General features: G+C 71.2%; 19 protein-coding genes. 4 read left to right on the plus strand and 15 right to left on the minus strand.

The features are described from left to right. Positions 1 to 222: 222 nt before the first annotated feature. The 9 genes from AC07DI_RS01905 to AC07DI_RS01945 all read right to left on the minus strand — a co-directional run bounded on the left by AC07DI_RS01905 (position 223) and on the right by AC07DI_RS01945 (position 9,990). Positions 223 to 1,113, minus strand: coding sequence for a DUF5936 domain-containing protein (locus AC07DI_RS01905; RefSeq protein WP_478901524.1), 891 nt, complete (start codon positions 1,111 to 1,113; stop codon positions 223 to 225). Positions 1,114 to 1,141: 28 nt separating this feature from the next. Next, positions 1,142 to 2,089: a type II secretion system F family protein gene (locus AC07DI_RS01910; protein ID WP_478901525.1), complete on the minus strand. Its 948-nt coding sequence runs from the start codon at positions 2,087 to 2,089 to the stop codon at positions 1,142 to 1,144. Then, a complete protein-coding gene (locus AC07DI_RS01915) occupies positions 2,086 to 3,423 on the minus strand; it encodes a TadA family conjugal transfer-associated ATPase (protein ID WP_384261609.1) in 1,338 nt (445 codons plus the stop codon). Before AC07DI_RS01915 ends, AC07DI_RS01910 begins: the two co-directional genes overlap by 4 nt. Before the next feature lie 46 nt (positions 3,424 to 3,469). After that, entirely contained in the window at positions 3,470 to 3,799 is a 330-nt protein-coding gene (locus AC07DI_RS01920; RefSeq protein WP_478901718.1) for a TadE family protein, read from the minus strand. An 80-nt stretch (positions 3,800 to 3,879) separates the two neighbouring features. Further along, positions 3,880 to 5,499 (minus strand): CpaE/TadZ family protein, encoded by a 1,620-nt coding sequence (locus AC07DI_RS01925; protein WP_478901528.1) that lies wholly within the window; start codon positions 5,497 to 5,499, stop codon positions 3,880 to 3,882. Between the two features lie 10 nt (positions 5,500 to 5,509). Then, the gene (gene cpaB / locus AC07DI_RS01930) at positions 5,510 to 6,220 is read right to left on the minus strand and encodes a Flp pilus assembly protein CpaB (RefSeq protein WP_384261603.1); all 711 of its coding nucleotides are present in this window, start codon (positions 6,218 to 6,220) and stop codon (positions 5,510 to 5,512) included. A 105-nt stretch (positions 6,221 to 6,325) separates the two neighbouring features. Continuing rightward, complete coding sequence (locus AC07DI_RS01935) at positions 6,326 to 7,276, minus strand: hypothetical protein (protein ID WP_478901720.1); 951 nt, start codon at positions 7,274 to 7,276, stop codon at positions 6,326 to 6,328. Positions 7,277 to 7,437: 161 nt separating this feature from the next. Continuing rightward, positions 7,438 to 8,415, minus strand: coding sequence for an endonuclease/exonuclease/phosphatase family protein (locus tag AC07DI_RS01940; protein WP_384261600.1), 978 nt, complete (start codon positions 8,413 to 8,415; stop codon positions 7,438 to 7,440). 243 nt (positions 8,416 to 8,658) lie between these two features. Next, entirely contained in the window at positions 8,659 to 9,990 is a 1,332-nt protein-coding gene (locus AC07DI_RS01945; RefSeq protein ID WP_478901530.1) for an Nramp family divalent metal transporter, read from the minus strand. A 233-nt stretch (positions 9,991 to 10,223) separates the two neighbouring features. Between AC07DI_RS01945 and AC07DI_RS01950 the strand changes: the two genes are divergently transcribed. Next, complete coding sequence (locus tag AC07DI_RS01950; protein ID WP_478901531.1) at positions 10,224 to 11,561, plus strand: M14 family metallopeptidase; 1,338 nt, start codon at positions 10,224 to 10,226, stop codon at positions 11,559 to 11,561. 101 nt (positions 11,562 to 11,662) lie between these two features. Continuing rightward, a complete protein-coding gene (locus AC07DI_RS01955; protein ID WP_478901533.1) occupies positions 11,663 to 13,234 on the plus strand; it encodes an alpha/beta hydrolase in 1,572 nt (523 codons plus the stop codon). A gap of 190 nt (positions 13,235 to 13,424) precedes the next feature. Here AC07DI_RS01955 and AC07DI_RS01960 read toward each other — a convergent pair whose 3' ends face one another. The 4 genes from AC07DI_RS01960 to AC07DI_RS01975 all read right to left on the minus strand — a co-directional run bounded on the left by AC07DI_RS01960 (position 13,425) and on the right by AC07DI_RS01975 (position 17,226). After that, positions 13,425 to 14,915: a GntP family permease gene (locus tag AC07DI_RS01960; protein ID WP_478901534.1), complete on the minus strand. Its 1,491-nt coding sequence runs from the start codon at positions 14,913 to 14,915 to the stop codon at positions 13,425 to 13,427. Positions 14,916 to 15,033: 118 nt separating this feature from the next. Then, on the minus strand, positions 15,034 to 15,444 hold the full coding sequence (locus AC07DI_RS01965; RefSeq protein WP_055570127.1) for a RidA family protein: 411 nt from the start codon (positions 15,442 to 15,444) through the stop codon (positions 15,034 to 15,036). A 7-nt stretch (positions 15,445 to 15,451) separates the two neighbouring features. Continuing rightward, a complete protein-coding gene (locus AC07DI_RS01970; protein WP_384261559.1) occupies positions 15,452 to 16,228 on the minus strand; it encodes an IclR family transcriptional regulator in 777 nt (258 codons plus the stop codon). Then, complete coding sequence (locus tag AC07DI_RS01975; protein WP_384261654.1) at positions 16,225 to 17,226, minus strand: sugar kinase; 1,002 nt, start codon at positions 17,224 to 17,226, stop codon at positions 16,225 to 16,227. Before AC07DI_RS01975 ends, AC07DI_RS01970 begins: the two co-directional genes overlap by 4 nt. 220 nt (positions 17,227 to 17,446) lie before the next feature. Between AC07DI_RS01975 and AC07DI_RS01980 the strand changes: the two genes are divergently transcribed. Both AC07DI_RS01980 and AC07DI_RS01985 read left to right on the plus strand, forming a co-directional pair. Then, complete coding sequence (locus tag AC07DI_RS01980) at positions 17,447 to 18,766, plus strand: amino acid deaminase (RefSeq protein ID WP_478901722.1); 1,320 nt, start codon at positions 17,447 to 17,449, stop codon at positions 18,764 to 18,766. A 337-nt stretch (positions 18,767 to 19,103) separates the two neighbouring features. Continuing rightward, a complete protein-coding gene (locus AC07DI_RS01985) occupies positions 19,104 to 20,714 on the plus strand; it encodes an N-acyl-D-amino-acid deacylase family protein (RefSeq protein WP_478901536.1) in 1,611 nt (536 codons plus the stop codon). A gap of 130 nt (positions 20,715 to 20,844) precedes the next feature. On the opposite strand, the gene AC07DI_RS01990 is transcribed toward AC07DI_RS01985, so the two are convergent. Continuing rightward, positions 20,845 to 21,717: a S1 family peptidase gene (locus AC07DI_RS01990; protein WP_478901538.1), complete on the minus strand. Its 873-nt coding sequence runs from the start codon at positions 21,715 to 21,717 to the stop codon at positions 20,845 to 20,847. A 99-nt stretch (positions 21,718 to 21,816) separates the two neighbouring features. Then, entirely contained in the window at positions 21,817 to 23,259 is a 1,443-nt protein-coding gene (locus AC07DI_RS01995) for a cellulase family glycosylhydrolase (RefSeq protein ID WP_478901539.1), read from the minus strand. Positions 23,260 to 23,301 lie beyond the last annotated feature (42 nt).

Genomic DNA, 23,301 nt, shown 5'->3' on the forward strand with positions numbered 1-23,301 from the left:
AGTCAGAGGCAACGTACGCCACCACGCGTACAACGGCAGCAACTCTGCGCGACGTATGCGCCAACCGGCGCGCGCCGTCGCCAAGTTGGCGGGTTCCCTTCCCTCTCGTTGAGATCACCATGCACGAAGTCCCCTCCCGCGAACCGTGAGCTCAATTCCGACTGTCCCACATCGAGTTGCATCCGCGAAGAGCTTTCGCGAACCTGGTGCTCGCTCCTGGTGCTAACGGCCCAGGATGGAGCCGAAGTCGGAGCCCGAGCCGAGGAACATGCCCGCGGCGATCAGGATCATCGTGGCCGGGAGCATGAAGACGAGTGTCACCATCGTCGCCTTGGGGATCGTCTTCGCCGCTCTGCGGCGGGAGTTCTGCGCGTCGGTGCGGCGCATGTCCGTGGCGAGTTGGATCAGGGTGTCGGCGATCGGGGAGCCCAGTTCCTCGCCCTGCTGGAGGGCCGAGACGAACTGAGCGACCTGTTCGGACGCGTTGCGGCGGCGGAGCTCGTCGAAGGCCTGGCGGCGGCTGACCCCCATGTCCATCTGGCGCAGGGTGATGCGGAGTTCGTCCGCCCACGGACCCTCGTACCGTTCGGCGACGCGGTCCAGCGCCTGGCGGAAGCCGAGGCCCGCCGAGACGACGACGGCCAGGACGTCCAGGAAGTCGGGGAGCGTGCGGTCGATGACCTCGCGGCGTTCGCGGATCGCCTGCCAGATCAGCGCGTCGGCCGCCACCGCGCCGAAGACCAGGGTGAGCAGGCCGAAGAGCGGGGAGCCGTTGGTCAGGAAGACCAGGCCGAGGACGAGGCCGAAGACGCCGTAGACCGCGCGGCGCGCGGCGTAGCGGTCGATGGTCAGGCCGCCCGGGTTGCCCGCCATGTCGATCCTGCGGCGCTTGGCGTCGACGCGCTTCGGGCCCATCAGGCGCAGCACGAAGGGGGCGAAGCGCATGCCGAGGCGGTCGACCGCGGAGCCCGCCACCGAGACGCGGGTCGCGCCGACCTCCAGGGCGATGGCCAGGTCGGAGGGGAGCTTCGCGTCCGCGCGGTACATGCGGATGCCCTGGCAGACGCCCGCCACGGCGAGGCCCATCGCGACCGCTAGCAGCAAGCCCAGCAACGTAACGCTCCCTCCTTGTACGGCACTTCTAGACCTCGATCTTTCCGAGGCGTCTGATCACGAAGAAGCCGATCCCATACAGGCCGAGCGAGATGAGGATCAGTGTCTGGCCGAGCGGTGAGCCCGTCACGCGCTCCAGCGCGCCCTCGTTCGAGGAGTTGATGAGGAGCAGGGAGCCCAGGCCGAGCAGGGGAACCGTGAACGCCGTCGCGTGGACCTCCGACAGCATCGTGCGGACCTCGCGCCGGGTCTCCTTCCTGTCCTCCAGGGTCTGGGTGAGGTTGCGCAGCGAGTTGACCACCGTGCCGCCCGCCTTGTTGGAGAGGACGAGGGTGGTGACCAGGACTATCAGCTCGCGGGACGGCAAGCGTTCGGCCAGTTCGCCGAGGGTGTCGTCGATGGAGCGGCCCAGGGTCAACTGGTCGGCGACGTGGCTGAGTTCCTCGCCCGCGGGGGCCTCCAGCTCCTCCGCCGCCATGGCGAGCGACGTGCGCAGGGCCAGGCCCGCCGCCGTCGCGTTGGCCAGGATGCGTGCCACGTCGGGGAGCTGGTTGATGAACGCCTCGATGCGCTTCTGGCGCTGCCAGTTGAGGAAGGCGACCGCGCTCCAGACGGCGACCACTCCCGCGATCGGGCCGAAGAAGGGGGCGAGCGTGGCCGCCGCCGTCAGCCAGAGGGCGGCGACCACCGCGACGACGTAGGTGAAGAACTCGCCTGGTGTCAGGTCGAGTCCGGTGGCCGACAGGCGCAGGTGCAGGGAGCGGCCCAGGCGGGTATGGCGCAGGCGGCGGTCGACGGCGGCGAAGCGACGGGCGCGGCCGGCCGGGCCGCCGTCCCCCGAGCCGGGGCCGAGCGCCAGGCGGTCGGCCAGGGCCTGGCGCTGGGCGCGCCCCGACGCGTACGTGTGGATGCCGGCGACGGCGAGTGTGCCCGTGAGGATCGTGGCGCCCAGCGCGAGGGCGGCGGGGTCGTTCATCCGATCGCTTCCCTCGTGTCCAGTACGTCGATGGCCTCCGCCACACCGAAGGCCGGCGGCACCGGTTCGTTGGCGACGTACAGCTTGTCGGCGACCTCGCGGGGCAGCGGCAGGTGCTCGAAGCGGCCGTGCACGACGCGGTCGGCGCCGAGCGGGTACGGCACGAAGCGGGTGACCGGCACGATGCGAAACTGCTGGCGACCGTGGCTGACGAGCAGCACGATCTCGGCGACCTTGCGGGAGCCGTCACCGTGCCTGGCCAGCTGGATGACCACGTCGACGGCCGAGTTGATCTGGTCCTTCAGGGCCTCGAAGGGGATCTGGACCTCCGACATGGAGCCGAGGGTCTGCAGGCGCATGAGGGCGTCCTCGGCGGTGTTGGCGTGGACGGTGGCGAGCGAACCGTCGTGGCCCGTCGACATCGCCTGGAGCATGTCGAGGGTCTCGCCGCCGCGGACCTCGCCGACGATGATGCGGTCGGGTCGCATGCGCAGGGAGTTGCGTACGAGGTCGCGGATGGTGATCTGGCCCTTGCCCTCGACGTTGGCGGGCCGGGATTCGAGGCGGATGACGTGGTCCTGCTGGAGCTGGAGCTCGGCGGAGTCCTCGATGGTGATGATGCGTTCGTGGGCGGGGATGAGGCCGGAGAGGGCGTTGAGGAGGGTGGTCTTGCCGGTGCCCGTGCCGCCGCTGACGATGAGGTTGAAGCGGGCCCTCACGAACGCGGCGAGCAGCATCAGCATGTGCTCGTCGAGGGAGCCGAGGCCGATGAGTTCGGGGAGCGTGTAGGCGCGGGGGAAGCGGCGGATGGTGAGGGTGGCGCCGGTCAGGGCGAGCGGCGGGATGATGACGTTGACGCGTTCGCCGGTGGGCAGGCGGGCGTCGACCATCGGGTTCGACTCGTCCACGCGGCGGTTGACCGTGGAGACGATGCGTTCGATGGTCTGCATCAGCTGCTCGTTCGAGGCGAAGCGCAGGGGGAGCTGTTCCACCCGGCCTGCGCGCTCGACGAAGATCGAGTCGGGGCCGTTGACCATGATCTCCGTGATGGAGGTGTCGGCGAGGAGCGGTTCGAGTACGCCCAGTCCGAGGGCTTCGTCGACGACGCGGCGGATCAGCTGGGCGCGTTCGGAGGTGGAGAGGACGGGGCCCTCGCGGCTGATGATGTGGCCGAGCACTCGTTCGAGGCGGACCCGGCGGTCGGCCGCCGCGAGCGACGACATCTCGGCGAGGTCGATCTCCTCCAGGAGCTTGGAGCGGTAGACGGCGACGAGGCCGTCGTCGCGGCTGGGCTCGGTCTGGCGGGTGGGGGCCACGCGGTCGCGCAGGCTCATGGTGTCCTCTCAACCTCCTTCGTCGATACGTGGTTTCAGGCGGGCGTCAGTCGTCCGTGGGGTCGTCGTCGTTCGGCATGGTGGCGTGCTTGGTGACGCTCCAGTCCGAGCCGATGAAGGGGAGCAGGGTCGGGACCTGGACCTCGACGGTCGCGGTCGTGGTCTCGGTGCCGATCCCGACATCGACGGAGGAGTCCAGGTCGCCGTCCATCGCCGCCGCACCCGCCGCCTCCCCGGAGTCGCCCTGCGAGGCCGCGCGGGCCGCGGCGCGGGCGCCGGACCCGGCCTGGTTGGCGGCGTACCCCACCAGGCCCAGCTGGATCGCGGCCAGGCCGACGAGCAGCAGGATCGGCAGGAATCCGGCGAACTCCAGCATGGATACGCCCCGGTCGCCCCAGCGGCGGCGCCCGTCCCGCCCCCGGCGGCCCCGGAGCCTCACGAAGAACCCGGGCCGCGTCACCCGTCGTCCCCCTCCTTCGCCGCGCCCGCCTCTCCGTGGACCTTCCACCCCGCGTCGAAGCCGGGGAAGAACACCGGCACGTCGACCCGCACGTGGGCCTTGTACACGCCGTCCTCCTCCCCGCACGAGATCTCCGCGCCCTGCCAGGCACCGGGCAGATGCTCCTTGCCCGCCGCGTCGCAGGCCCCGGCCGCGCCCTCCCCCACCGCACGCGCCGCCGTGTACGCCCGCGCCGCCTCGTCCGCCGCGTTGCCCGCGAGTGAGTACGAGTACCCGTACAGCGCGCACTGCCAGAGGAGCGTCATGACGACGAGGAGGAGCGGGAACATGCCGGCGAATTCGAGGGTGACCGCGCCCCGGTCGCCGCCCGCCGCCTTTCTGCGCAGGGCGAGGCCGGAGCGCTTGGTGCCGGCCGCGGTGTCGCCGTCGACGAGGCCGAGTTCGCCCGCGAGGGCCCACAGCGCCTGCTTGACCGTGGAGCGGCTCTCCAGGTCCTGCATGCGGCCCGCGTCGACCGCGCCCTGCAGTTCCTTGAAGCAGGCGGGCACGGTGGAACGGGCCGTTCTCGTGCCGGTGACGCGCTCCACCAGGGAGGGCTGGATCTCCGCGGTCCTGCCGTGCCGGTTGATGACGGTGACGGTCTCCTCCGCCTTGCGGATCTGCAGGCGGTCCCAGAGGCGCACCATGCGCTTGGCGGCGCGGACGGCCACGACGTCGGGGGTGACGAGGAGCAGGGCCTGGTCGGCGAGTTCCACGGCGGTGGCGCTCGCCCCGGTGACGTAGGCGCCGCAGTCGACGATCACGACGTCGTAGCGGGTGCGCAGGGCGCCGATGATCTGGCGGGCGACGCGGTCGGTGACCTCTTCGCCGCGTTCGCCCTCGGCGGGGGCGAGGAGCAGGCCGATGCCGGTCTCGTGGGTGTAGACGGCGTCCTGGAGGACGCGCGGGGTGATGTCGCTGATCGCCGCGAGGTCGGCGACGGAGCGCCGGAACTGCACGTCGAGGTAGGAGGCGACGTCGCCGGACTGCAGGTCGAGGTCGAGGAGGGCGACGGTGCGCCCCGAGGCCTTGGCGGCGAGGGCGAGCTGGACGGCGGTGACGGTCGCCCCGACGCCGCCCTTGGCCCCGCTGACCGCGACGACGGTGCCCGAGCCGGGTCCGGCGCCGTTGCCCGCGTACAGCTCGAGGCCGCCGCTGCCGTTGCCCAGGTGGCGCCGCATCCCGGTGGACCAGGCGGCGGCCGCCTGGACGCGCTCGGCGAGGGCGTCGTAGGCGAGCGGGAGGCCGACGATGCCGCGCGCCCCGGAGTCCATGGCGGCGGTGAGGAGTCCGGGGCCGGTGTCGGCGGTGATCAGGACGACGCCGACCGCGGGGAAGCGCAGGACGAGGTCGCGGATGAGGTCGAGGGCGGGGACGGGACCGATCCGCTCGTGGACGAGGACGACCTCGGGCAACTCGTCGACCGACTCGGCGGCGAGGTGCGCGAGGGTGTCGAGCAGCGCCGTGGAGTCGCCGACCGGCAGCGCGGGTTCGGTGTCGGGCAGCTGGCCGGTGAGCGTGGATAGGGCGCGGGCCGCGTCGATGTCTCCGACGGCGGGGAGGATCCGAGTGGTCATACGTGACCTCCTACTTGTCCTCGTCGAGGGTGTACGTCCGGTCGCGGGGCGGTACGGTCGCGTCGCCGCCCGCGCCGACCAGGGCGAGCCGGACGTGCGTGGCGAACGACTCGGCGTACGCGACGCGCTGGGCGTCGGCGGTGCCGAGGGCGAACGTGATGGGCACCGCCTCGGTGGCCCTGCGGCGGGTGCGGTCGTCCTGGTTCGGTTCGAGCGGGGTCAGCTTGCCGACGTCGAGCACCCTGGCACCCTCCACGATGACTTTGGACTGGTCCTTCGCGTTGTCGGCCTCGCCCTTGAAGGTGGCGTAGATGTTGACCGTCGAGCCGGGCGTGATCTTTCCGGCGACGCCCGTCGCGGCGTCGATCATGATGGCGATCTCCTGCTGGCCCGGTCCGAGTTCGGGCCGTTTCACGATCATGTCGGACTGCAGCAGCGAGCCCTTGCGCAGCTGGGTGACGGCGATCTTGCCGCGGATCTGCCGGAGGTCGGTGACGGCGTTGTCGGACAGCCAGCGCTCGGGCATCTCGACCTTCTCGAACTGGTCGGACGTCAGCTCCTTGTAGGGCGCGATGTCGTCCTTGAGCTTGTACGCGGGGACTTCGGGGCCGACCTTCGCATTCACGTCGCGGATCACCGACAGGACGCCCGCGAACGCGCCGATCGCGCACAGGACCGAAAGGACCAGCAGGATGACGCCGCGGCGCTGGCGTGAGTTCATGGGCCGGACTACCTCGATCGAGTGCGGTTGGCTACGGACAGTGAGCGGGGTGGCGCACGTGCGGTCGTCGGTCGCGTACGAGGTGCGGGGGCGGGTGGTCCTGACCTAGGTCGCGCCGCGGGGCAGGGCGGTCGCGTCGTGCCGTGCGCCGCCGTTTCCGGGGCGGGTTCGGGTGCCGGTGGAGGTGAGGGCGCGCACCGGGGGCGCGGGGCACTCGGCGGGCGGCGGCAGGGGCGCGGCGCAGAACGCGCAGCGGTCGCCGATGAGTTCGAGGCCGCACCAGTGGCAGTCGTCGCGGCGGACGGACGAGACGAGTTGGTAGAGGACGGAGATGTCGGGGATGGCCGCGGCGAACTCGACGAGCCTGCCGGTGGCCCACCAGCGCGCGGATTCGCCGGGCAGCGTCGTCTCGGTGACGTCCTGGGAGCGCCAGGCGGGGGCGAGGGTGCCGGTCACCCAGTCGGGGGCCAGCTTGCCGGGGGCGTAGAGCAGGCGGGTGCCGAATCCCGGCCCCGGCAGGGCCGTTCCGTTGCCGCCGGAGAGCTTCACGAGTTCGGGGCGCGGGGTGGCGAGGACGGCGAACTGGGTGCCGGGCAGCCAGGACTTGGCGTGTGTCTTGAGGGTGACGGGGACGCGGTCGAGCCTGGCGACCGAGGTGAGCAGGGCGCCCGCGTAGATGTAGTGGGAGAGGAGCCGGGCGGCGCAGGCCAGGACGCCCGGACTGAAGTCACAGACCGACAGCTGCCGCAGCTGGAGCGCGAGTACGGAGAGGCCGAGCGGCGGCAGGTCGGAGCGGACGACGGCGATGCGGTCGCTCTCCAGGACGGAGCGGACCGCGTGCAGCCGCTGCCGGACGACCGCGGGCGCGGAGGCGGGGCACAGGGCGATGACGTGGCCGTGCTGCTCGATGAGGGTGTGCATCTCGGCGAGCGCCTTGTCCAGGGAGTACGCCCGCGGGGGCCGCACGGCCGACTGGAGGACGGCGGCCGACGGGGTGTGCCGGTCGGGCGACGGCAGCACGAGGTCGGGGCCCGTGACGGCTATGGCGGTCGGCAATGCGTACACCCCCGGTCCTCGTGCACTCCTGCCTCAGCACCATATCCACGTCATGGTCGACTCGACACCCAACTTCCCACTGTTCATATGGAGGTGGGCGATTCCCCCCGCTCCACCCGGGGGGAACCGCCGTCGTTCCGACCGTCGTCGGCCCGGGCTTCTCAGAAGGTGACCCCGGCCCACAGCAGCTTGTGGTCGGAGTGCTCCGCGTTCGTGGCGTCGGCCCAGTCGACGTGCGTCGCCATCGGCACGAAGATGTAGTCGATCTTCTTATTCGCGTCGCTCATCGTGGCCTCGCCGTCACGGCACCAGAGGATCACCGGGAAGGGTGAGCCGCCGATCACGTCGCCCCAGTGCGGGTTGTTGCCGCAGTGGCTGTCGGCCTCCTTGAACTGGCCGCCCGCTCCCCGCCCGTAGTCGGGGTGGTAGAAGTTGTCCGGCGCCTGGTGCAGCGGCTCGGCGTTGAGGTCGCCGCCCAGGTACTTCGTGTATCCGGCGTACGTGGTGTCGAGGATCTCCTTGGCCTTGGCGGACTCCTTGCGGCGCTCGGACTTGCTGTTGTGCGTGAGGTGCACGCTGCACAGGGCCAGCTGCCTGGTGGGCGAGGTCATGCAGAGCATCTCGCGCTGCTCGCGGTCGGCCGAGGTGCCGAGGCTGTGGCCGACGAGCGTCGAGGTGTCGAAGCCCATGTCGTTGCGGACGAGCAGGCCGTTGCCGAAGTCCGTGCGCTGGTCGTCCGGCACGCCCACCGGGTGGTAGCACTTGGTGTTCGGCCCTCCCGCGCTCCTGGTCACCGGGTCGAACAGCACCGTGTACTCGCCGCCGAGCTGCGACTGGAGCCGGTCCGACCAGTCCCTGCACGCCTCGTTCAGCGTCATGAAGGCGGGCTTGCGGTCCTGGACGCTGCGCACCAGGGCGTCCGGTGCCTCGTCGCCGTCGTCACCGTGCTGAGCGTTGCCGCCCGCCATGTTGAACTGCCCGATGGTGTACGACGCCGCGGCGGCCGGGGCCGGGGCGGCGCCCGGGTCGGCCGGGGCCGCGGCGCCGTTCGGCGCGGCCCACAGCACTCCCCCGGCGACCAGCGCCGCGAGCGAGACGAACGTACGCGCCCTGCCGGTCACTTCTCTGCTGGCTCTCATGGTCGTTCCACCCCCGTCCGCCCGGCTTTCCGGCAGCCGGGCCTGAGTGGGGCATGACAGTAGTGACGGCGCGCGGGGCAGGCAGCGCCCGCGGAAATCAGGGCCAAAACCCGACGCAGCCGGAATCGACAGGTCCACGCCCCGCCAACTCCGCGTTCGGCCCCGGGCCACCCGGACCGAGGTTGGCCGAAGCCGTTCCCCGGAACCTACGCGTCCCCCCGGGGCGATTCCTCCGACAGGCCCTCAGAAGAAGCTGCCCCAGTCCTGGTCGGTGATCTGCTTGACGCACAGGACCAGGAAGAGCAGACCCGCGACGGCCAGCATGCCGTTGCTCAGCCAGCCGTTGCGCCATTCACGGGGCGTGCGCGAGGAGTTGAGCAGCCAGACCAGGGTGAGGGCGAGGAACGGCATGAAGGCCGCGCCGAGGACGCCGTAGAGGATGATGAGGCGGAACGGCTGGCCCTGGAAGAGCAGGACCATCGGCGGGAAGGTCAGCCACAGCAGGTACGCGCGGAACGGCACCGACTTCTCGTGGCTGCCGGACGCCACCTCCTCGCCGGTCAGCGCCTTCTCCTCGGCGCCGACGCGCTCCTTGCGGTAGCGCTCGACGAAGTCGGCGAACATCAGGCTCACGCCGTGCCACACGCCGATCAGCGAGGTGAAGGACGTGGCGAAGAAGCCGACGAGGAACATCTTGGCGGTGGCGTTGCCGTACTCCTCCTCCAGGATGCCGGAGAGCTGGACGAGCCCCTTGTCGCCGTTGGCGATGGCGACGTTGGCGGAGTGCAGCATCTCCGCGCCGACGAAGAGCATGGCGACGACGAAGATGCCGGTCGTGATGTACGCGACGCGGTTGTCGAGCCGCATCACCTTCATCCAGCCGGCGTCGGTCCAGCCCTTGGCGTTGACCCAGTAGCCGTACGCGGCCAGCGTGATGGTGCCGCCGACGCCGCCGATCAGGCCGAGTGTGTTGAGGACGGAGTCCTTCTCGTCGGGCAGGACGGGGAGCAGGCCCGCGAAGGCGTCACCGAGGTGCGGGGTGACGCGGATGGCGAGGTAGACGGTGACGACGAACATGATGCCGACGAGCACCGTCATGACCTTCTCGAAGACGGCGTACTTGTTGAACCAGACGAAGGCCAGGCCGACGACGCCGGTGAGGATGCCCCACCACTTGAGCTCCATGACGTCGGGGAACAGGGCCTGGAGGGGCAGCCCGGACGACGACATCGCGGCCGCCCCGTAGACGTACCCCCAGATCACCACGTAGACGACGAAGAACCACGTCGTCCAGCGGCCGAGGCTCGCCCAGCCGTCGAAGAGGGTACGGCCGGTGGCCAGGTGCCAGCGGCCCGCGGCCTCCGCGAGCGAGATCTTGACGACGCAGCCGATGACGGCCGCCCACAGCAGGGTGTAGCCGAAGTTGCTGCCCGCGATGAGGGTCGCGACGAGGTCGCCCGCGCCGACGCCGGTCGCCGCGACGACGATGCCGGGGCCGATGTACTTCCAGCTCGACTTGCGCGGCCGGGGGGCCGTCGCGTCGGCGGTGGTGCCACTGCCTGTGGTTTCAGCCATGCCGATCAAGAAAGCGCATCGCCGCTTCCGGCACAAGGGGGTTGGCCGAAGAGAGCGTTGACGGGGCCATGCCATGGCTCGACGATGGGGCCGCGCGACCCGCAACGCACGACAGCACACGCAGCACCGCACGACCGCACACCCCGCACCGCACCACCGCACACCCCGCACCGCACCACCGCACGCCCCCGCACGTGTCGCACTGAGCAACCCCCACCCCCTCAGGAGACTTCATGCGACTGCGCATACGCGGCAGGAGATCCGCCGCTCTCGCGACCCTCCTCACCCTCGCCCTGGCGGCGCCCCTGACCGCCAACGCCGCATCGGGATCCGATGACCGGGCCGCGGGCGGCGCGGCGACGGCAACCGACGAGGAAACGCGCCAGTACGAGATACCCCTGCGCGACGACCGCGCCGCGCGCACCGCACTCGCCCGCACCGGCGTCGCCATCGACGAGGTGGACGCCCGCGCGGTGGTCGTCTCGGCGGACGCCCGGCAGGCCGCGAAGCTGCGGGAGTCGGGGTACGAGCTCAAGCCCCTGGCCGGACCGCCGAAGCGTACGGACGGACAGGAAGTGCGGGTCAAGGACTTCCCGCCCGCCGACGCGAGGTACCACAACTACGCCGAGATGAACGCGGAGATCGACCAGCGCATCGCGGCCTACCCGAGCCTGATGTCGAAGAAGGTCATCGGCAAGTCGTACTCCGGCAGGGACATCGTCGCCATCAAGGTCAGCGACAACGTGGGCACCGACGAGGCCGAGCCGGAAGTCCTCTTCACCCACCACCAGCACGCCCGCGAGCACCTGACGGTCGAGATGGCGCTGTACCTCCTCCGCGAACTCGGCGCGGGCTACGCCTCCGACGCCCGCATCAAGAAGATGGTGGACTCGCGCGAGATCTGGATCGTCCCGGACATGAATCCGGACGGCGGCGAGTACGACATCGCGACCGGCTCGTACCGCAGCTGGCGGCTCAACCGGCAGCCCAATTCCAATGGCCGCACCGGCACCGACCTGAACCGCAACTGGGGCTACAAGTGGGGCTGCTGCGGCGGCTCTTCGAGCACCCCGGGCTCCGAGACCTACCGGGGTTCGGCCGCCGAGTCGGCCCCCGAGGTGAAGGTCGTCGCCAACTTCGTCCGCAGCCGCGTCGTCGGCGGCAAGCAGCAGATCAAGGCCGGGATCGACTTCCACACGTACAGCGAGCTGGTCCTGTGGCCGTACGGCTTCACGTACAACGACACGGCACCGGGCCTCACCCAGGACGACCGCGACGCGCACGCCGCCGTCGGAAGGAAGATGGCCGCGAGCAACGGCTACACGCCCGAGCAGTCCAGTGACCTCTACATCACGGACGGCACGATCGACGACTGGCTGTGGGGCGACCAGAAGATCTTCAGCTACACCTTCGAGATGTACCCGCGCTCCGGCGGCGGCGGCTTCTACCCGCCCGACGAGGTCATCGAGCGGGAGACGTCGCGTAACCGCGACGCGGTGCTGCAGCTCCTGGAGAACTCGGACTGCATGTACCGGTCCATCGGCAAGGAGCAGCAGTACTGCGCGAGTTGACGGCGGCGCGCCCCCGCCGGCCGTCGGCGGGGGTGATCCCCCTCCGAAGTGGGGGGACAGCCGTAGTGAGCGGGGCCGATGATCCACTTAGCGTCGACGGTATGAGACGCATACGGAACGTCGGCCTCCTCCTCGCCGCCTGCCTCGGCGCGGCCCCCGCCGCGGCCGCCGCGACCGGCACGGCGACCGCCACCCCGGCGAAGCCCGCCTCCGGCCTTGACCGCTACTACTCCCAGCACCTGAGCTGGGGCGGCTGCGCCAAGAGCCCGGACGACTCCATGGGCCGCGACCTGGACACGGCCGGCGTCCAGTGCGCGGACGTCACCGTGCCGCTCGACTACTCCGAGCCGGGGGGCCGTACGCTCACCGTCGCGATATCCCGGCTCAAGGCCACCGACACCCGCCACCGCATCGGCTCGATCCTGCTCAACAACGGCGGCCCCGGCAACGGTGCCGTGCAGTCGCCGCCGGAGTTCCACGCGTGGATGAAGAAGACGGGTCCGCGCTACGACATCGTCGGCTTCGACCCGCGCTTCGTCGGCCGCAGCACCCCGCTGGACTGCGGCTGGAACGTCGGCACGCAGCTCTTCTCGGCGGGCCTCGGCCGGGCGAGCTTCGAGCGCCAGATCGACCTCCACAAGGACCTGGCCGCCAAGTGCCGCGCCACCAACGCCGACGTACTGCCGCACGTGAGCACCCGCAACACCGCCCGCGACATGGACGTCATCCGCGGCGCGCTCGGCGAGCGGAAGATCTCCTACTTCGGCTATTCGTACGGCACTTACCTCGGCACCGTATACACCCAGATGTTCCCCGGCCGCACCGACCGCATGGTCCTCGACGGCGCCATCGACCCGCGCAAGTTCGGCCCCCGGCTCCTGAAGGAGGCCGTCGGCGAGAACGAGCGGGCGCTCGCCGACTGGGCCGCCTGGGCCGCCGCCCGGAACGACACCTACCACCTCGGCCGCACCCGCGCCCAGGTCCTCGCCACCGTCGACCGCGTCATCAAGGAGTCCGCGCGCGGCCCGCTGTCCGTCGGCACCGCACCGGAGAGCTTCCGGCTGGACGACACCCAGGTCCCGTTCGTCCTCCTCGCCGGGCTCGACAGCGACACCGACGCCTCCCGGGCGTCCCTCGGCGAGCACGTGTCCGTGCTGAACGAGGCCGCGGCCGGGCTGCCGACCACGCTCTCGCCGCAGTTCACCGGGCTCCTGCGGCTCGCGACGACCGGCGACCAGTCGAACATGGGCAGTTCGCAGACCGCGATCATCTGCGGGGACAAGGCGGCCCCGCGCGACCCGGAGGTCTACTGGCGGGACATCCGGCGCAGCCGCGCCGCGTACCCCCGCTTCGGCCCGATGAACAACAACATCGGCCCGTGCGCCTTCTGGGACCGGCCCCGTGAGGAGCCCACCGCGGTGACGCACGATGCCGAGGCGATGATCGTGTCCGCCACCGGCGACCCGCGCACCCCGCACAAGGGCGCCGTCGCCCTGCACGGTCTGCTGCCGAGCTCCCGGTTGGTCACCGTCGAGGGCGCCAACCGGCACGCGGTCTACGGCCTTTACGAGAACGCCTGCGTCGACAACCAGGTCAACCGCTACCTGGCCACCGGCAAGCTGCCCGCGGGCGACCTGACCTGCAAGCGGCAGACCGGCAGGGCGAACCGCTAGGGCCCTAGGGTCTGTCTTTCGGATCAGGCCGGACTTGGGTGGCCTTGCCTTGGGTGGGGCTTGAGCGGGGTCTGGTGCGTGCAGCTGCAAGGCGGAGGAGGGCGGCAACGCGGAGCGTTGGCAACCGACGACAACGCCGCAGATGTGCGTGCCAGACCCCGCGACCCCGGACAGATCCGAAAGACAGGCCCTAGACGAACAGGCTCAGCAGAGCGGCGACCGCGAACCCTGCCACGGACAGGACCGACTCAAGGACGGTCCACGTCCTCAGCGTGTCCCGCTCGCTGATGCCGAAGTACTTCGCGACCATCCAGAAGCCGCCGTCGTTGACGTGCGAGGCGAAGATGGAGCCCGCCGAGATCGCCATGATGACCAGGGCGGTGAACGCCTGGGAGTAGTCGCCCTCGGAGAGGAGCGGGGCGACGATGCCCGCCGTCGTGACGATCGCGACCGTCGCCGAGCCCTGGGCGACGCGCAGGATCAGGGAGAGCAGGTACGCGAGGACGATGATCGGCAGGCCGACGTCCTGGAAGGTGTCCGAGATGGCGTCGGCCACGCCGCTCGCCTTGAGGACCGCGCCGAAGATCCCGCCCGCGCCGACGACCAGGAGAATGTTGCCGACCGGCTTGAGGGACGCGGTCGAGACGGTCTCCAGGGACTTGCGGGACCAGCCGCGCCGGATGCCGAGCAGGTAGTACGCCATCAGCAGGGCGATGGTCAGGGCGACGAACGGGCTGCCGAAGAACTCGATGACGCTGCGGAACGTCGAGGGATCGAAGGCGATCGAGGAGAACGTCGCCAGGAGGATCAGGACCAGCGGCGTGCCGATGATCGTGAAGACGATGCCCAGCGGCACCGGCTTCTCCTGCGGGGCCACGCCCGCCGCCCGCTGCTCGGCGACGACCGCGGCCTTGGCCTCCTCGGCGGCCTCGACCATGTCCTGCGGCACCGGCACGAAGATGCGCTTGCCGACCCACGCGGAGAACGCCCAGGCGGCGAGCACCGCGGGGATGCCGCAGACGATGCCCATCAGGATGACCCAGCCGAGGTCCACGTGGAGCAGTCCCGCGGCGGCCACCGGGCCCGGGTGCGGGGGCAGGAACGCGTGGGTCATGGAGAGGCCCGCGAGCAGGGGCAGGCAGTAGAGCAGGATCGACTTGCCGCTGCGCTTGGCGGCGGCGTACACGATCGGCGCGAGGACGAAGATGCCGACGTCGAAGAAGACGGGGACACCGAAGATCAGGCCCGTCAGGCCCATGGCCAGCGGCGCGCGCTTCTCGCCGAAGAGGCCGAGCAGGCGGGAGGCGAGGACCTCGGCGCCGCCGGAGACCTCCAGGATCGCGCCGAGCATCGTGCCGAGGCCGATGATGATCGCCACATGGCCGAGGATGCCGCCCATGCCGGTCTCGATGACCGAGACGGCGTCGGACCTCTGGACGGTGCCGAAGAGTTCGGTGACGGAGAGCCCGGCCGAGAGACCGACGGCTATGGAGACCGCGAGCAGCGCCACGAAGGGCTGCAGCCTGACCTTGATGATCAGGAAGAGCAGAAGCACGATGCCGAGCGCGGCGACCGTCAGGAGGCCTGCGGTGCCGTCGATCAGGGTGAGGATGCCACCGGTGTGCGGTGGCGGTTCTGCGGCGGGGGCGGCCGCGAGCACGGCGGTGTGGGACGGGGACATCTTTGACCTCGTAAGTGCATGGGGCTTTCGGAGCAGGGGGGATCGCGGCACGGCGCCCGGCGGGATGCGGGCGCCGTGCCGTGACGACGTACGGCTTGCGTGGAGAAGTGGATGTGGGTCAGCCGAGGACGGCGAGCGCGTCGATCTCGATGAGGAGACCCGCCGGGAGGCCGACGTAGACGGTGGTGCGGGCCGAGGCGGGGGCCTTGAGGCCCTGCTCCTCGAAGTACGCGTTGTAGATCTCGTTCATCTCGGCGAAGTGGTCCACGTCCGTGAGGTAGACGCGCATCATCATCACGTCGTCCCAGGTGGCGCCGCCCTCTTCGAGGATCGCCTTGACGTTGGCGAAGGTCTGCAGGGTCTGCTCGCGCAGGGTCGGGCCCGCGGGGGTGGGGGCCTTGCCCTCCTCGGCGGGGAGGAAGCCGACCTGTCCTGCGACCTGAAGGATGTTGCCCTTCTTCACGCCGTGGGAGAACTTCGCGGGCGGGGTGGTGTGGGTGGCCGGGGTGAGCGCGGTCTTCTCGGTCATGGGCTGATCAGGCTTCCTTGAGTGGGGCGGTCTTGGCCTCCGGCGCGGCGCCGGAGTACTCCCTGCTGATGGCGTCCGCCGTGCGGCGGACCAGCGGGAGCAGGGTGAGGAGTTCCTCGGCGGTCACGACGACGTTCGGCGCCGAGACCGACATGGCCGCGACGACGCGCCCGTCCGCACCGCGGATGGGGGCCCCGATGCAGTTGATGGACTCCTCGTGGCCACCGAGGTCGGTGGCCCAGCCCTGTTCGCGCACCTTCTCCAACTCCCGCAGGAACGCGGCGGCGTTGGGTGTCGAACGGGACGTGTAGGTGGGGTAGTCGAGCTTCTCCGCGATGGCGCGGCGCTCGGCCTCCGGGAAGTCGGAGAGCAGTAGCTTGGCGACGGCGGCGACGGTGATCGCCACCGGCTTGCCGATACGGGAGTACATCCGCACCGGGTAGCGGCTCTCGACCTTGTCGATGTAGAGGACTTCCTGCTCCTCGTAGACGGCGAGGTGGACCGTGTGGCCGCACTTCTCGTTGAGGGCGAGGAGGTGGGGGTGGGCGATCTCGCGCACGTCGAGGCTCTCGACGGCCTGCTGGGCGAGGGCGAAGAGGCGCGCGCCGAGACGGTAGCGCTGGTCGGACTGGCGGAAGACCAGGCCGTGTTCGTGGAGGGTGCGCAGCAGCCTGAGCGCCGTGGACTTGTGCACGCCGAGCCGGTCGGCGACCTGGCCCAGGTCGGCGGGGCCCTCGGCGAGCAGCGGCAGGATCGAAAGGGCGCGGTCGACGGTCTGGCTCATGGGGTACGTACCTCCTCCTCGACCGCGGTGTCCGACGGGGCGCGATCCGTCCAGCCGGGGCCGAGACGAAGTGTCCCCCAGGCGGCGTCGTCCAGGTCGGCGAGGCGGTCGGCGTGGGTGCGGTCGGGGGGTGTGGCGAGGTCGCCGGGGACGGTGAGCGCGGCGGCGGCCATGAGGTGGCCGTGGCGCAGGCACCGGTCGGCGGGCAGGCCGCGCAGGGTGGCGGAGAGGAAACCGGCGGCGAAGGCGTCGCCCGCGCCGACGGGTGCGACGACGTCCACGTGCAGGGCGGCCCGGAAGACGGGGTCCTCGCCGTGCCGGAAGACGGTGGCGCCGCGGCTGCCCTGCTTGACGACGAGGGTGGCGGGCTCGGGCAGGGCGGCGCGGACGGCGGCGGGTCCGCCGGTCACGTCCCAGGCGGCCGCGGCCTCGTCCTCGCCGACGAAGACGAGGTCGGCGCCGCGGGCGAGGTCGAGGAGGACGCCGGGGCCGTCGCCGGTGTCCTTCCACAGCCCGGGGCGGTGGTTGACGTCGAAGGAGACGAGCGGGCCGCGCTCCGGGCGCCGGGCGCAGAGGTGGCGTACGAGGGCGAGGCAGTCGGCGGAGAGGGCGGGCGTGATGCCCGACAGGTGCAGGACGCGTCCTGCGGTGAGGGCGTCCTCGTCGACGGACCCTGGCGCCATGGCGGAGGCGGCGGAGCCCGCGCGGTAGTAGACGACCTCGTGGGCGTCGGTGTCACGGTCGTCTGCGGTGCGGAAGTAGATGCCGGTGGGCCGGTGCGGGTCGCGGCCGACGGCGGAGGTGTCGACTCCGTAGCCGCCGATCGTCTCGACCAGGTGGTCACCGAAGCCGTCGGCGCCGACGCGGCTGACCCAGCGGGTGGTGTGTCCCGCGGCGGCCAGGGCGCAGGCGACGTTGGACTCGGCGCCGCCGATGCCGCGGTCGAAGGAGGGCACGTCGGCGAGGCGGCCGGGCCGCGCGGGCAGGAAGGTGACCATGGACTCGCCGAGTGCCACGACGTCCACCACTGCCGGTGCGGCCGTCGGTGCGGCTGCCTGTGCGGTCACGATCTTCCAGCCCCTCAACCGACTCTCCGGATCCGTTGACCCGGCGTTGGCTCGGATGTTAGACAGCAGTAAGCGGCATACGCAATGACTGTTGCACATGCTGCAACACCTCATGAATCCCCTCATGAATGCACTCCTGGAGGAGGCGCCCATGGCCGCCGACAACGCCGTCGAACGTCCCGCCGGTCCGCAGGCCACGCCCGCGGCCGGGCGGCTCGCCGCTCTCGCCGACGAACGGCTCGACCACCGCTTCAAGGGCCTGCCGCCGGACGCCGAAGGGCTGACGGTGGGTGAACTCGCGGCGCAGCGGCGCAACCTCTTCACGGGCGGCTTCACCACCCCGGTCCTCGCGCTCTCCGCCGAGCGCCTGGAGCACAACCTCGCCCTCATGGAGACGTACGCCGAGCGGCACGGCCTGGCCTTCGCGCCGCACGGCAAGACGTCGATGGCCCCGCAGCTCTTCGCCCGCCAGCTGGAGCGCGGGGCATGGGGCATCACCCTCGCCGTGCCCCACCAGGCGCGCGTGGCACGGGAGTTCGGCGTCTCGCGGATCTTCCTCGCCAACGAGCTCGTCGACGCGGCGGCGCTGCGATGGCTGGCCGGCGAGCTCGACGCGGACCCCTCCTTCCGCTTCATCTGCTACGTGGACTCCGTACGCGGCGTCGAGCTGATGCACGCCGCGCTCAGCGAGGCGGGCGCGAGCCGCCCGGTGGATGTCGTGGTGGAGCTGGCGGCGGGCGACGGCGCGCGGACCGGTGTGCGGACCGAGGCGGAGTGCTTCGAGATCGCGGGCGCCATCGCGGGCGCGGACACGCTGCGGCTCGTGGGTGTCGCCGGGTACGAGGGCGAGGTGCCGGACGCGTCGAACGAGAGCGTCACGGCGTGGCTGCGGCGGCTCGTCGCGCTGCTCGTCGAGTTCGACGCGGCGGGGCTCTTCACCGATCTGCCGGAGGTCGTGGTCAGCGCGGGGGGCAGTGCGTGGTTCGACGCGGTCGCGTCGGTCTTCGCGGAGATCCCCGAACTCTCGCGGCCCCTTTGCAAGTTGCTGCGCTCGGGTGCCTACGTCTCGCACGACGACGGCCACTACAAGCATCTGACGCCGTTCAACCGGGTCCCGGACGAGGGCGCTCTTGAGCCCGCGTTCCGGCTCTGGGCCCAGGTGGTGTCGCGGCCCTCCGCCGAGCAGGCGTTCATCAACGCGGGCAAGCGGGACGCGGCGTACGACCTGGATCTGCCCGAGGCGCAGGTCGTCCGGCGGGACGGTGTGGAGCGGGCCGCGACCGGGGTCTCGGTCACCGGGCTCTCCGACCAGCACGGGTGGCTCGTGACCTCGCCGGAGGCGGATCTCGTCGTGGGCGACTGGGTCGGGATGGGGCTTTCGCACCCTTGCACGGTGTTCGACAAGTGGCAGCTGATTCCTTTGGTGGAGGGGGACGGGACGGTCACGGACTACGTCCGAACGTTTTTCTGACCTGGGGGTCTTGGGGGTGTTCTGGTCCGCCGCTGCGCGGCCGGTGCGGTCTCCGGGGGGGGCGGCTCCGGTCCACTTCCTGTGGGTGGGGGGCTGGACTGTCCCGCCGCTCCGCGGCGGATGTATCCCACCACCCACCCGTTTGCCCCGCGACGCGCGGCGGGCGTAGGGGCCTGAACCGCCGCTCCGCGGCGGATGTATCCCACCCGCCCACCCGTTTGCCCCGCGACGCATAGCCACGTAGGGGCCCGTCCCCCGCCAACGGCGGTCCGCCCCCACCCCGGCCACGAGACCCGCACCACCCGCAGCCAAAGAAGCGCACAAGGAAAGAGGCGACATGGACCTGGTGATCCGGGACGCCCGCGTCATGGATGGCACCGGAGGTGCCTCCTACCGCGCCGACGTCGGCGTACACGAGGGCAGGATCGCGGAGATCCGCAAAGAGGACGCGGGGCCCCGCCTCACGGGGCAGGCCACCCTCGACGCCGAGGGCCTGGCGCTGGCGCCCGGTTTCATCGACATGCACGCCCACAGCGACCTCGCCCTGCTCCGCGACCCGGAGCACACCGCGAAGGCGGCCCAGGGCGTCACCCTGGAGGTCATCGGCCAGGACGGACTGTCCTACGCCCCCGTCGACGACCGCACGCTCGCCCAGGTCCGCAAGGCCATCACCGGGTGGAACGGCGACGGCAGCGACATCGACTTCAGCTGGCGCACGGTCGGCGGCTACCTCGACGCCCTCGACACCGCCCACGGCGGCCACGGCATCGCGGTGAACGCCGCCTACCTCATCCCGCAGGGCACCGTCCGCATGCACGCGCTGGGCTGGGACGACCGCCCGGCGACCCCGGCCGAGCTGGACCGCATGAAGCAGCTCGTCGCCGAGGGAATGGAAGAGGGCGCCGTCGGCATGTCGTCGGGGCTCACGTACACGCCGGGCATGTACGCCGACGACTCCGAACTCACCGAGCTCTGCCGGGTCGTGGCGGCCCACAACGGCTACTACTGCCCCCATCACCGCAGCTACGGCGCCGGCGCCCTCCAGGCGTACGAGGAGATGGTGAACCTCACCCGGACCGCGAACTGCCCCCTGCACCTCGCGCACGCCACCATGAACTTCGGCGTGAACAAGGGCAAGGCGCCGGACCTGCTGGCCCTGCTCGACGACGCGCTCGCGAGCGGCGCCGACATCACCCTGGACACGTACCCCTACACCCCCGGCTGCACGACGCTCGTCGCGATGCTGCCGAGCTGGGCGAGCGAGGGCGGGCCCGATGCCATCCTCGCCCGTCTCGAGGACGACGCGAGCGCCGCGGAGATCCGGCACCACATGGAGGTCATCGGCGCCGACGGCTGTCACGGCGTGCCCATCGAGTGGGACACGATCGAGGTGTCCGGCGTCAGCGACCCCGGGCTCGCCTCCTGCGTCGGCAAGACGATCGCCGAGTCGGCGGCCCAGCGGGGCGAGGAGCCGTGGATCACCGCCCGCCGTCTCCTGATCAACGACAACCTCGGTTCGACGATCCTCCAGCACGTCGGCCACGAGGAGAACGTCCAGGCGATCATGCGACACCGGGTGCACACCGGCGGCAGCGACGGCATCCTCCAGGGCTACAAGCCGCACCCGCGCGCGTACGGGACGTTCCCGCAGTACCTCGGGCGCTACGCGCGGGAGCTCGGCGTCATGTCCCTGGAGGAGACCGTCGCACACCTCACCTCACGGCCCGCCGCCCGCCTGCGCCTGCCCGACCGGGGCGTCGTCCGCGAGGGCTACCGCGCCGACCTGGTCCTCTTCGACCCGGAGACGGTCGCGGCGGGGTCGACGTTCGAGGCGCCGCGCACCCTGCCCGTCGGCGTGCCGCACGTCCTGATCGACGGCCGCTTCGTCATGCGGGACGGCCGGCGCACGGACGTCCTCGCGGGACGCGCGGTCCGCCGCACTCCCTGACCCCGGCTCTCCGGGCCAGGAGGGCCGCCCGCCCCCGCCCCCCGTCCCCGCCGGTGCCGGTGCCGGTGCCGAGGGCGGGGACGGGGGCGGGGACGGGGGCCACGTACGCGGCGAGGAGCGAACCCGCGTCCTACCTCTGAGCAGCGGCAGGGCGCGGCAGCCTGCACCCCTTGCGGCCGAGGTCGATCTTGCTCGCCTTGCCGACGCACGGCACGATCCCGTACGTCTCCTGCGCGTAGTTGATGCCCTTGCGCACGGTCACCCTGCCCTTGCGGTCGATCTCACAGGGGTTGTTGAGCGTGCAGCGCTCGCCGTCCTCGTTGCCGGTGTTGTTGACCGCGGTGACCTTGCCGGTCTTGTGGTCGATGACCGGCGAGCCCGAGGTGCCGCCTATGGTCTGGCAGGCGGGGGTGTAGCGGACGGAGTCCTTCCAGGTCCACTCACCCTCCTTGATGCGGTGGACGAAGCCGTCGATGTTGCAGCTGTAGGTCTTCTTCCAGTAGCCGGAGACGACGGTGATCGCCCGCCCCTTCACCGGGTGGTCGTCCTCCAGCTCCAGCGGCTTGATCTTGTACTTCCTGGTGATGTCGCGGTAGCTGCTGGTGAGTTGGTAGAGCGTGATGTCGGTGTCCGTCATCGTCGCGTACGACACTTTGGACGCCTTGAGCGTGGCGACGTCGTGCGCCTTCGCGTCGAGGAGCTTGAAGGTGCGGGTGGACGGCTGGTCCACGATGACCTCGCCGGCCGCCGGGAACCCGGACTCTATGCAGTGGCCGTTGGTGAGGACGAGCGCCGGGTCACCCGGTTCGGACCGGGGCGTGCGCACGACGGAGCCGGAACAGTTGCTGAGCGCCACCGTTCCCGCGAAGTCGACCTTCTTGGTCTTGGCCTGCCCCTGCCGGGCCGGCTGTCCGTGCCCCGCGAACGCGGGTACCGCGCCCGCGCCCGCCAGGGCGAGGGCGAGCAGCCCGCCCGTCACCGCTTTGCTCGTCTGTCGTCCCATCAGTGGAGCCCCCCTTGCGATGTACACCAGTCATACGTATGTCAGGGGCATTCTTGGGGGGCGCTGTGCGGCCGGACAAGGGGTGGGAACTCTTCCCTTTCACCCATGTGGTGTGATGCGGACAGCGTGCGTGCCGGGCCCCGAAGTGAGTGTGAGGATGCGGGACTTGGGGTTCCAGGAGCGCTGGGAGCCGCCCAGCACCCGCCCTCCCCGGGGGAAGAGCCGCGCGGGCAGGTGGACCTCCGTGCCGCCCCGCACGCCCGCCACGCCCCGCCAGCTCACCGTCAGCGTCTTGGCCTCCGCGTCCCACCGGTGGGCGACCGGGTCCCCCGCGACGGCCCGCGGGTAGGGCCGGTCGAGCACGGGCAGCAGCGCGGTCGGCTTCATGTCGGAGTCCCACGGCGCCCAGCTGCCGGGGTCGTTGGACCAGTACGCGATGCCCGCGCCCATCCCGTCGGCCATGCGCTGCACCTTCTCGACGTACTCCATGGCGCCCGGCAGCCCCACGTCGAGCCCGAACTCCCCGATGATCACGGGCGCTCCGAGCCGCCGCGCGGTCTTCTCCGTCTGCGCGCGCCAGGCCTCCAGGGACCTGTCGACCTGCCCCCTGGCCGACCCGGTGTAGCCGCCGCCGAGATCCATGGGGAGGGGGTAGAGGTGCGGCGCGTAGGCGATGCGGGCCCTGTCGCCGTCGCCGCGCGGGTCGTCCAGGCGCGGGAGCCCGGACGCGAAGCCCCAGTTGGCGCCGATGGCGGACGGCTCGACGAAGAGCCAGTGGTCGCGGTCGACGGTGCGGATCGCGTCGATGCCGTCCTGGTAGAGACGGGCGAGCGGCCCCGACTCGAACGCGGGCCCCTGCACGCTGCCGCCCCACGGCTCGTTCATCAGGTCGTAGCCGATGACGGCGTCGTCGTCGGCGAAGTGCCCGGCCACCGTGCGCAGGGCGCCGACGTAGTGTTTTCGCAGGTCACGTCCGCCGCCTTCGACCGTCCCCCAGAAACGGTCGAAGGCGCGGACGGTCCCGGGTTCGGCGTAGCCGAGTTCCCAGGGGTCGGTGGCGGCGGACGTGAGACCGTCGGTCTCCGTGGCCCACCCGGGGGCGCCGTCGCCGCCGACCGCCGGGCCGTACAGGTCCTGGTGCATGTCGAGCAGCACGTGGTAGCCCCGCTCGCCGTACCAGCGGACGCGCTCGGCGACCCGCTTCAGATACGTCCTGTCGTACGTCCCCGGCGCGGGCTCCACCTTGCGCCACTGGAGGAGGAAGCGGACGAAATTCGTGCCAAGATCGCGCCGTTCGCGTGCGACGTCCTTCTCCTCGATCCACGGCATGCCGTCGCCCGCCTGCTTGGCGCTGCTCGCCGTGGACAGGCCGCGCAGCACCAGCGCGCGCCCCTGCCGGTCGGTGATCCACCGGTGGCCGCTCGCGGTGTCGGCGCGCGCGGCGCCCGCGCCCTCCGGTCCGACGGCGACCAGCAGCGCGGCGGCGACGGCGAGCACGACGGCGCCCACCGCCCAAGTGCGCCACGCCGCAGGGGACTTCATGGCCGGGATGGTAGATCGCGGGACCCGTCGCGCGACAGACCT

It is taken from the genome of Streptomyces sp. NPDC044106 (genome assembly GCF_056433985.1).

Coding starts and splice junctions, on each gene's coding strand:
- AC07DI_RS01980 (WP_478901722.1), top strand. CDS start 17,447: ATGGCCGCCGACAACGCCGTCGAACGTCCCGCCGGTCCGCAGGCCACG.
- AC07DI_RS01995 (WP_478901539.1), bottom strand. CDS start 23,259: ATGAAGTCCCCTGCGGCGTGGCGCACTTGGGCGGTGGGCGCCGTCGTG.
- AC07DI_RS01920 (WP_478901718.1), bottom strand. CDS start 3,799: ATGCTGGAGTTCGCCGGATTCCTGCCGATCCTGCTGCTCGTCGGCCTG.
- AC07DI_RS01910 (WP_478901525.1), bottom strand. CDS start 2,089: ATGAACGACCCCGCCGCCCTCGCGCTGGGCGCCACGATCCTCACGGGC.
- AC07DI_RS01975 (WP_384261654.1), bottom strand. CDS start 17,226: ATGGTCACCTTCCTGCCCGCGCGGCCCGGCCGCCTCGCCGACGTGCCC.
- AC07DI_RS01950 (WP_478901531.1), top strand. CDS start 10,224: ATGCGACTGCGCATACGCGGCAGGAGATCCGCCGCTCTCGCGACCCTC.
- cpaB (WP_384261603.1), bottom strand. CDS start 6,220: ATGAACTCACGCCAGCGCCGCGGCGTCATCCTGCTGGTCCTTTCGGTC.
- AC07DI_RS01960 (WP_478901534.1), bottom strand. CDS start 14,915: ATGTCCCCGTCCCACACCGCCGTGCTCGCGGCCGCCCCCGCCGCAGAA.
- AC07DI_RS01925 (WP_478901528.1), bottom strand. CDS start 5,499: ATGACCACTCGGATCCTCCCCGCCGTCGGAGACATCGACGCGGCCCGC.
- AC07DI_RS01915 (WP_384261609.1), bottom strand. CDS start 3,423: ATGAGCCTGCGCGACCGCGTGGCCCCCACCCGCCAGACCGAGCCCAGC.
- AC07DI_RS01990 (WP_478901538.1), bottom strand. CDS start 21,717: ATGGGACGACAGACGAGCAAAGCGGTGACGGGCGGGCTGCTCGCCCTC.
- AC07DI_RS01965 (WP_055570127.1), bottom strand. CDS start 15,444: ATGACCGAGAAGACCGCGCTCACCCCGGCCACCCACACCACCCCGCCC.
- AC07DI_RS01985 (WP_478901536.1), top strand. CDS start 19,104: ATGGACCTGGTGATCCGGGACGCCCGCGTCATGGATGGCACCGGAGGT.
- AC07DI_RS01945 (WP_478901530.1), bottom strand. CDS start 9,990: ATGGCTGAAACCACAGGCAGTGGCACCACCGCCGACGCGACGGCCCCC.
- AC07DI_RS01955 (WP_478901533.1), top strand. CDS start 11,663: ATGAGACGCATACGGAACGTCGGCCTCCTCCTCGCCGCCTGCCTCGGC.
- AC07DI_RS01970 (WP_384261559.1), bottom strand. CDS start 16,228: ATGAGCCAGACCGTCGACCGCGCCCTTTCGATCCTGCCGCTGCTCGCC.
- AC07DI_RS01940 (WP_384261600.1), bottom strand. CDS start 8,415: ATGAGAGCCAGCAGAGAAGTGACCGGCAGGGCGCGTACGTTCGTCTCG.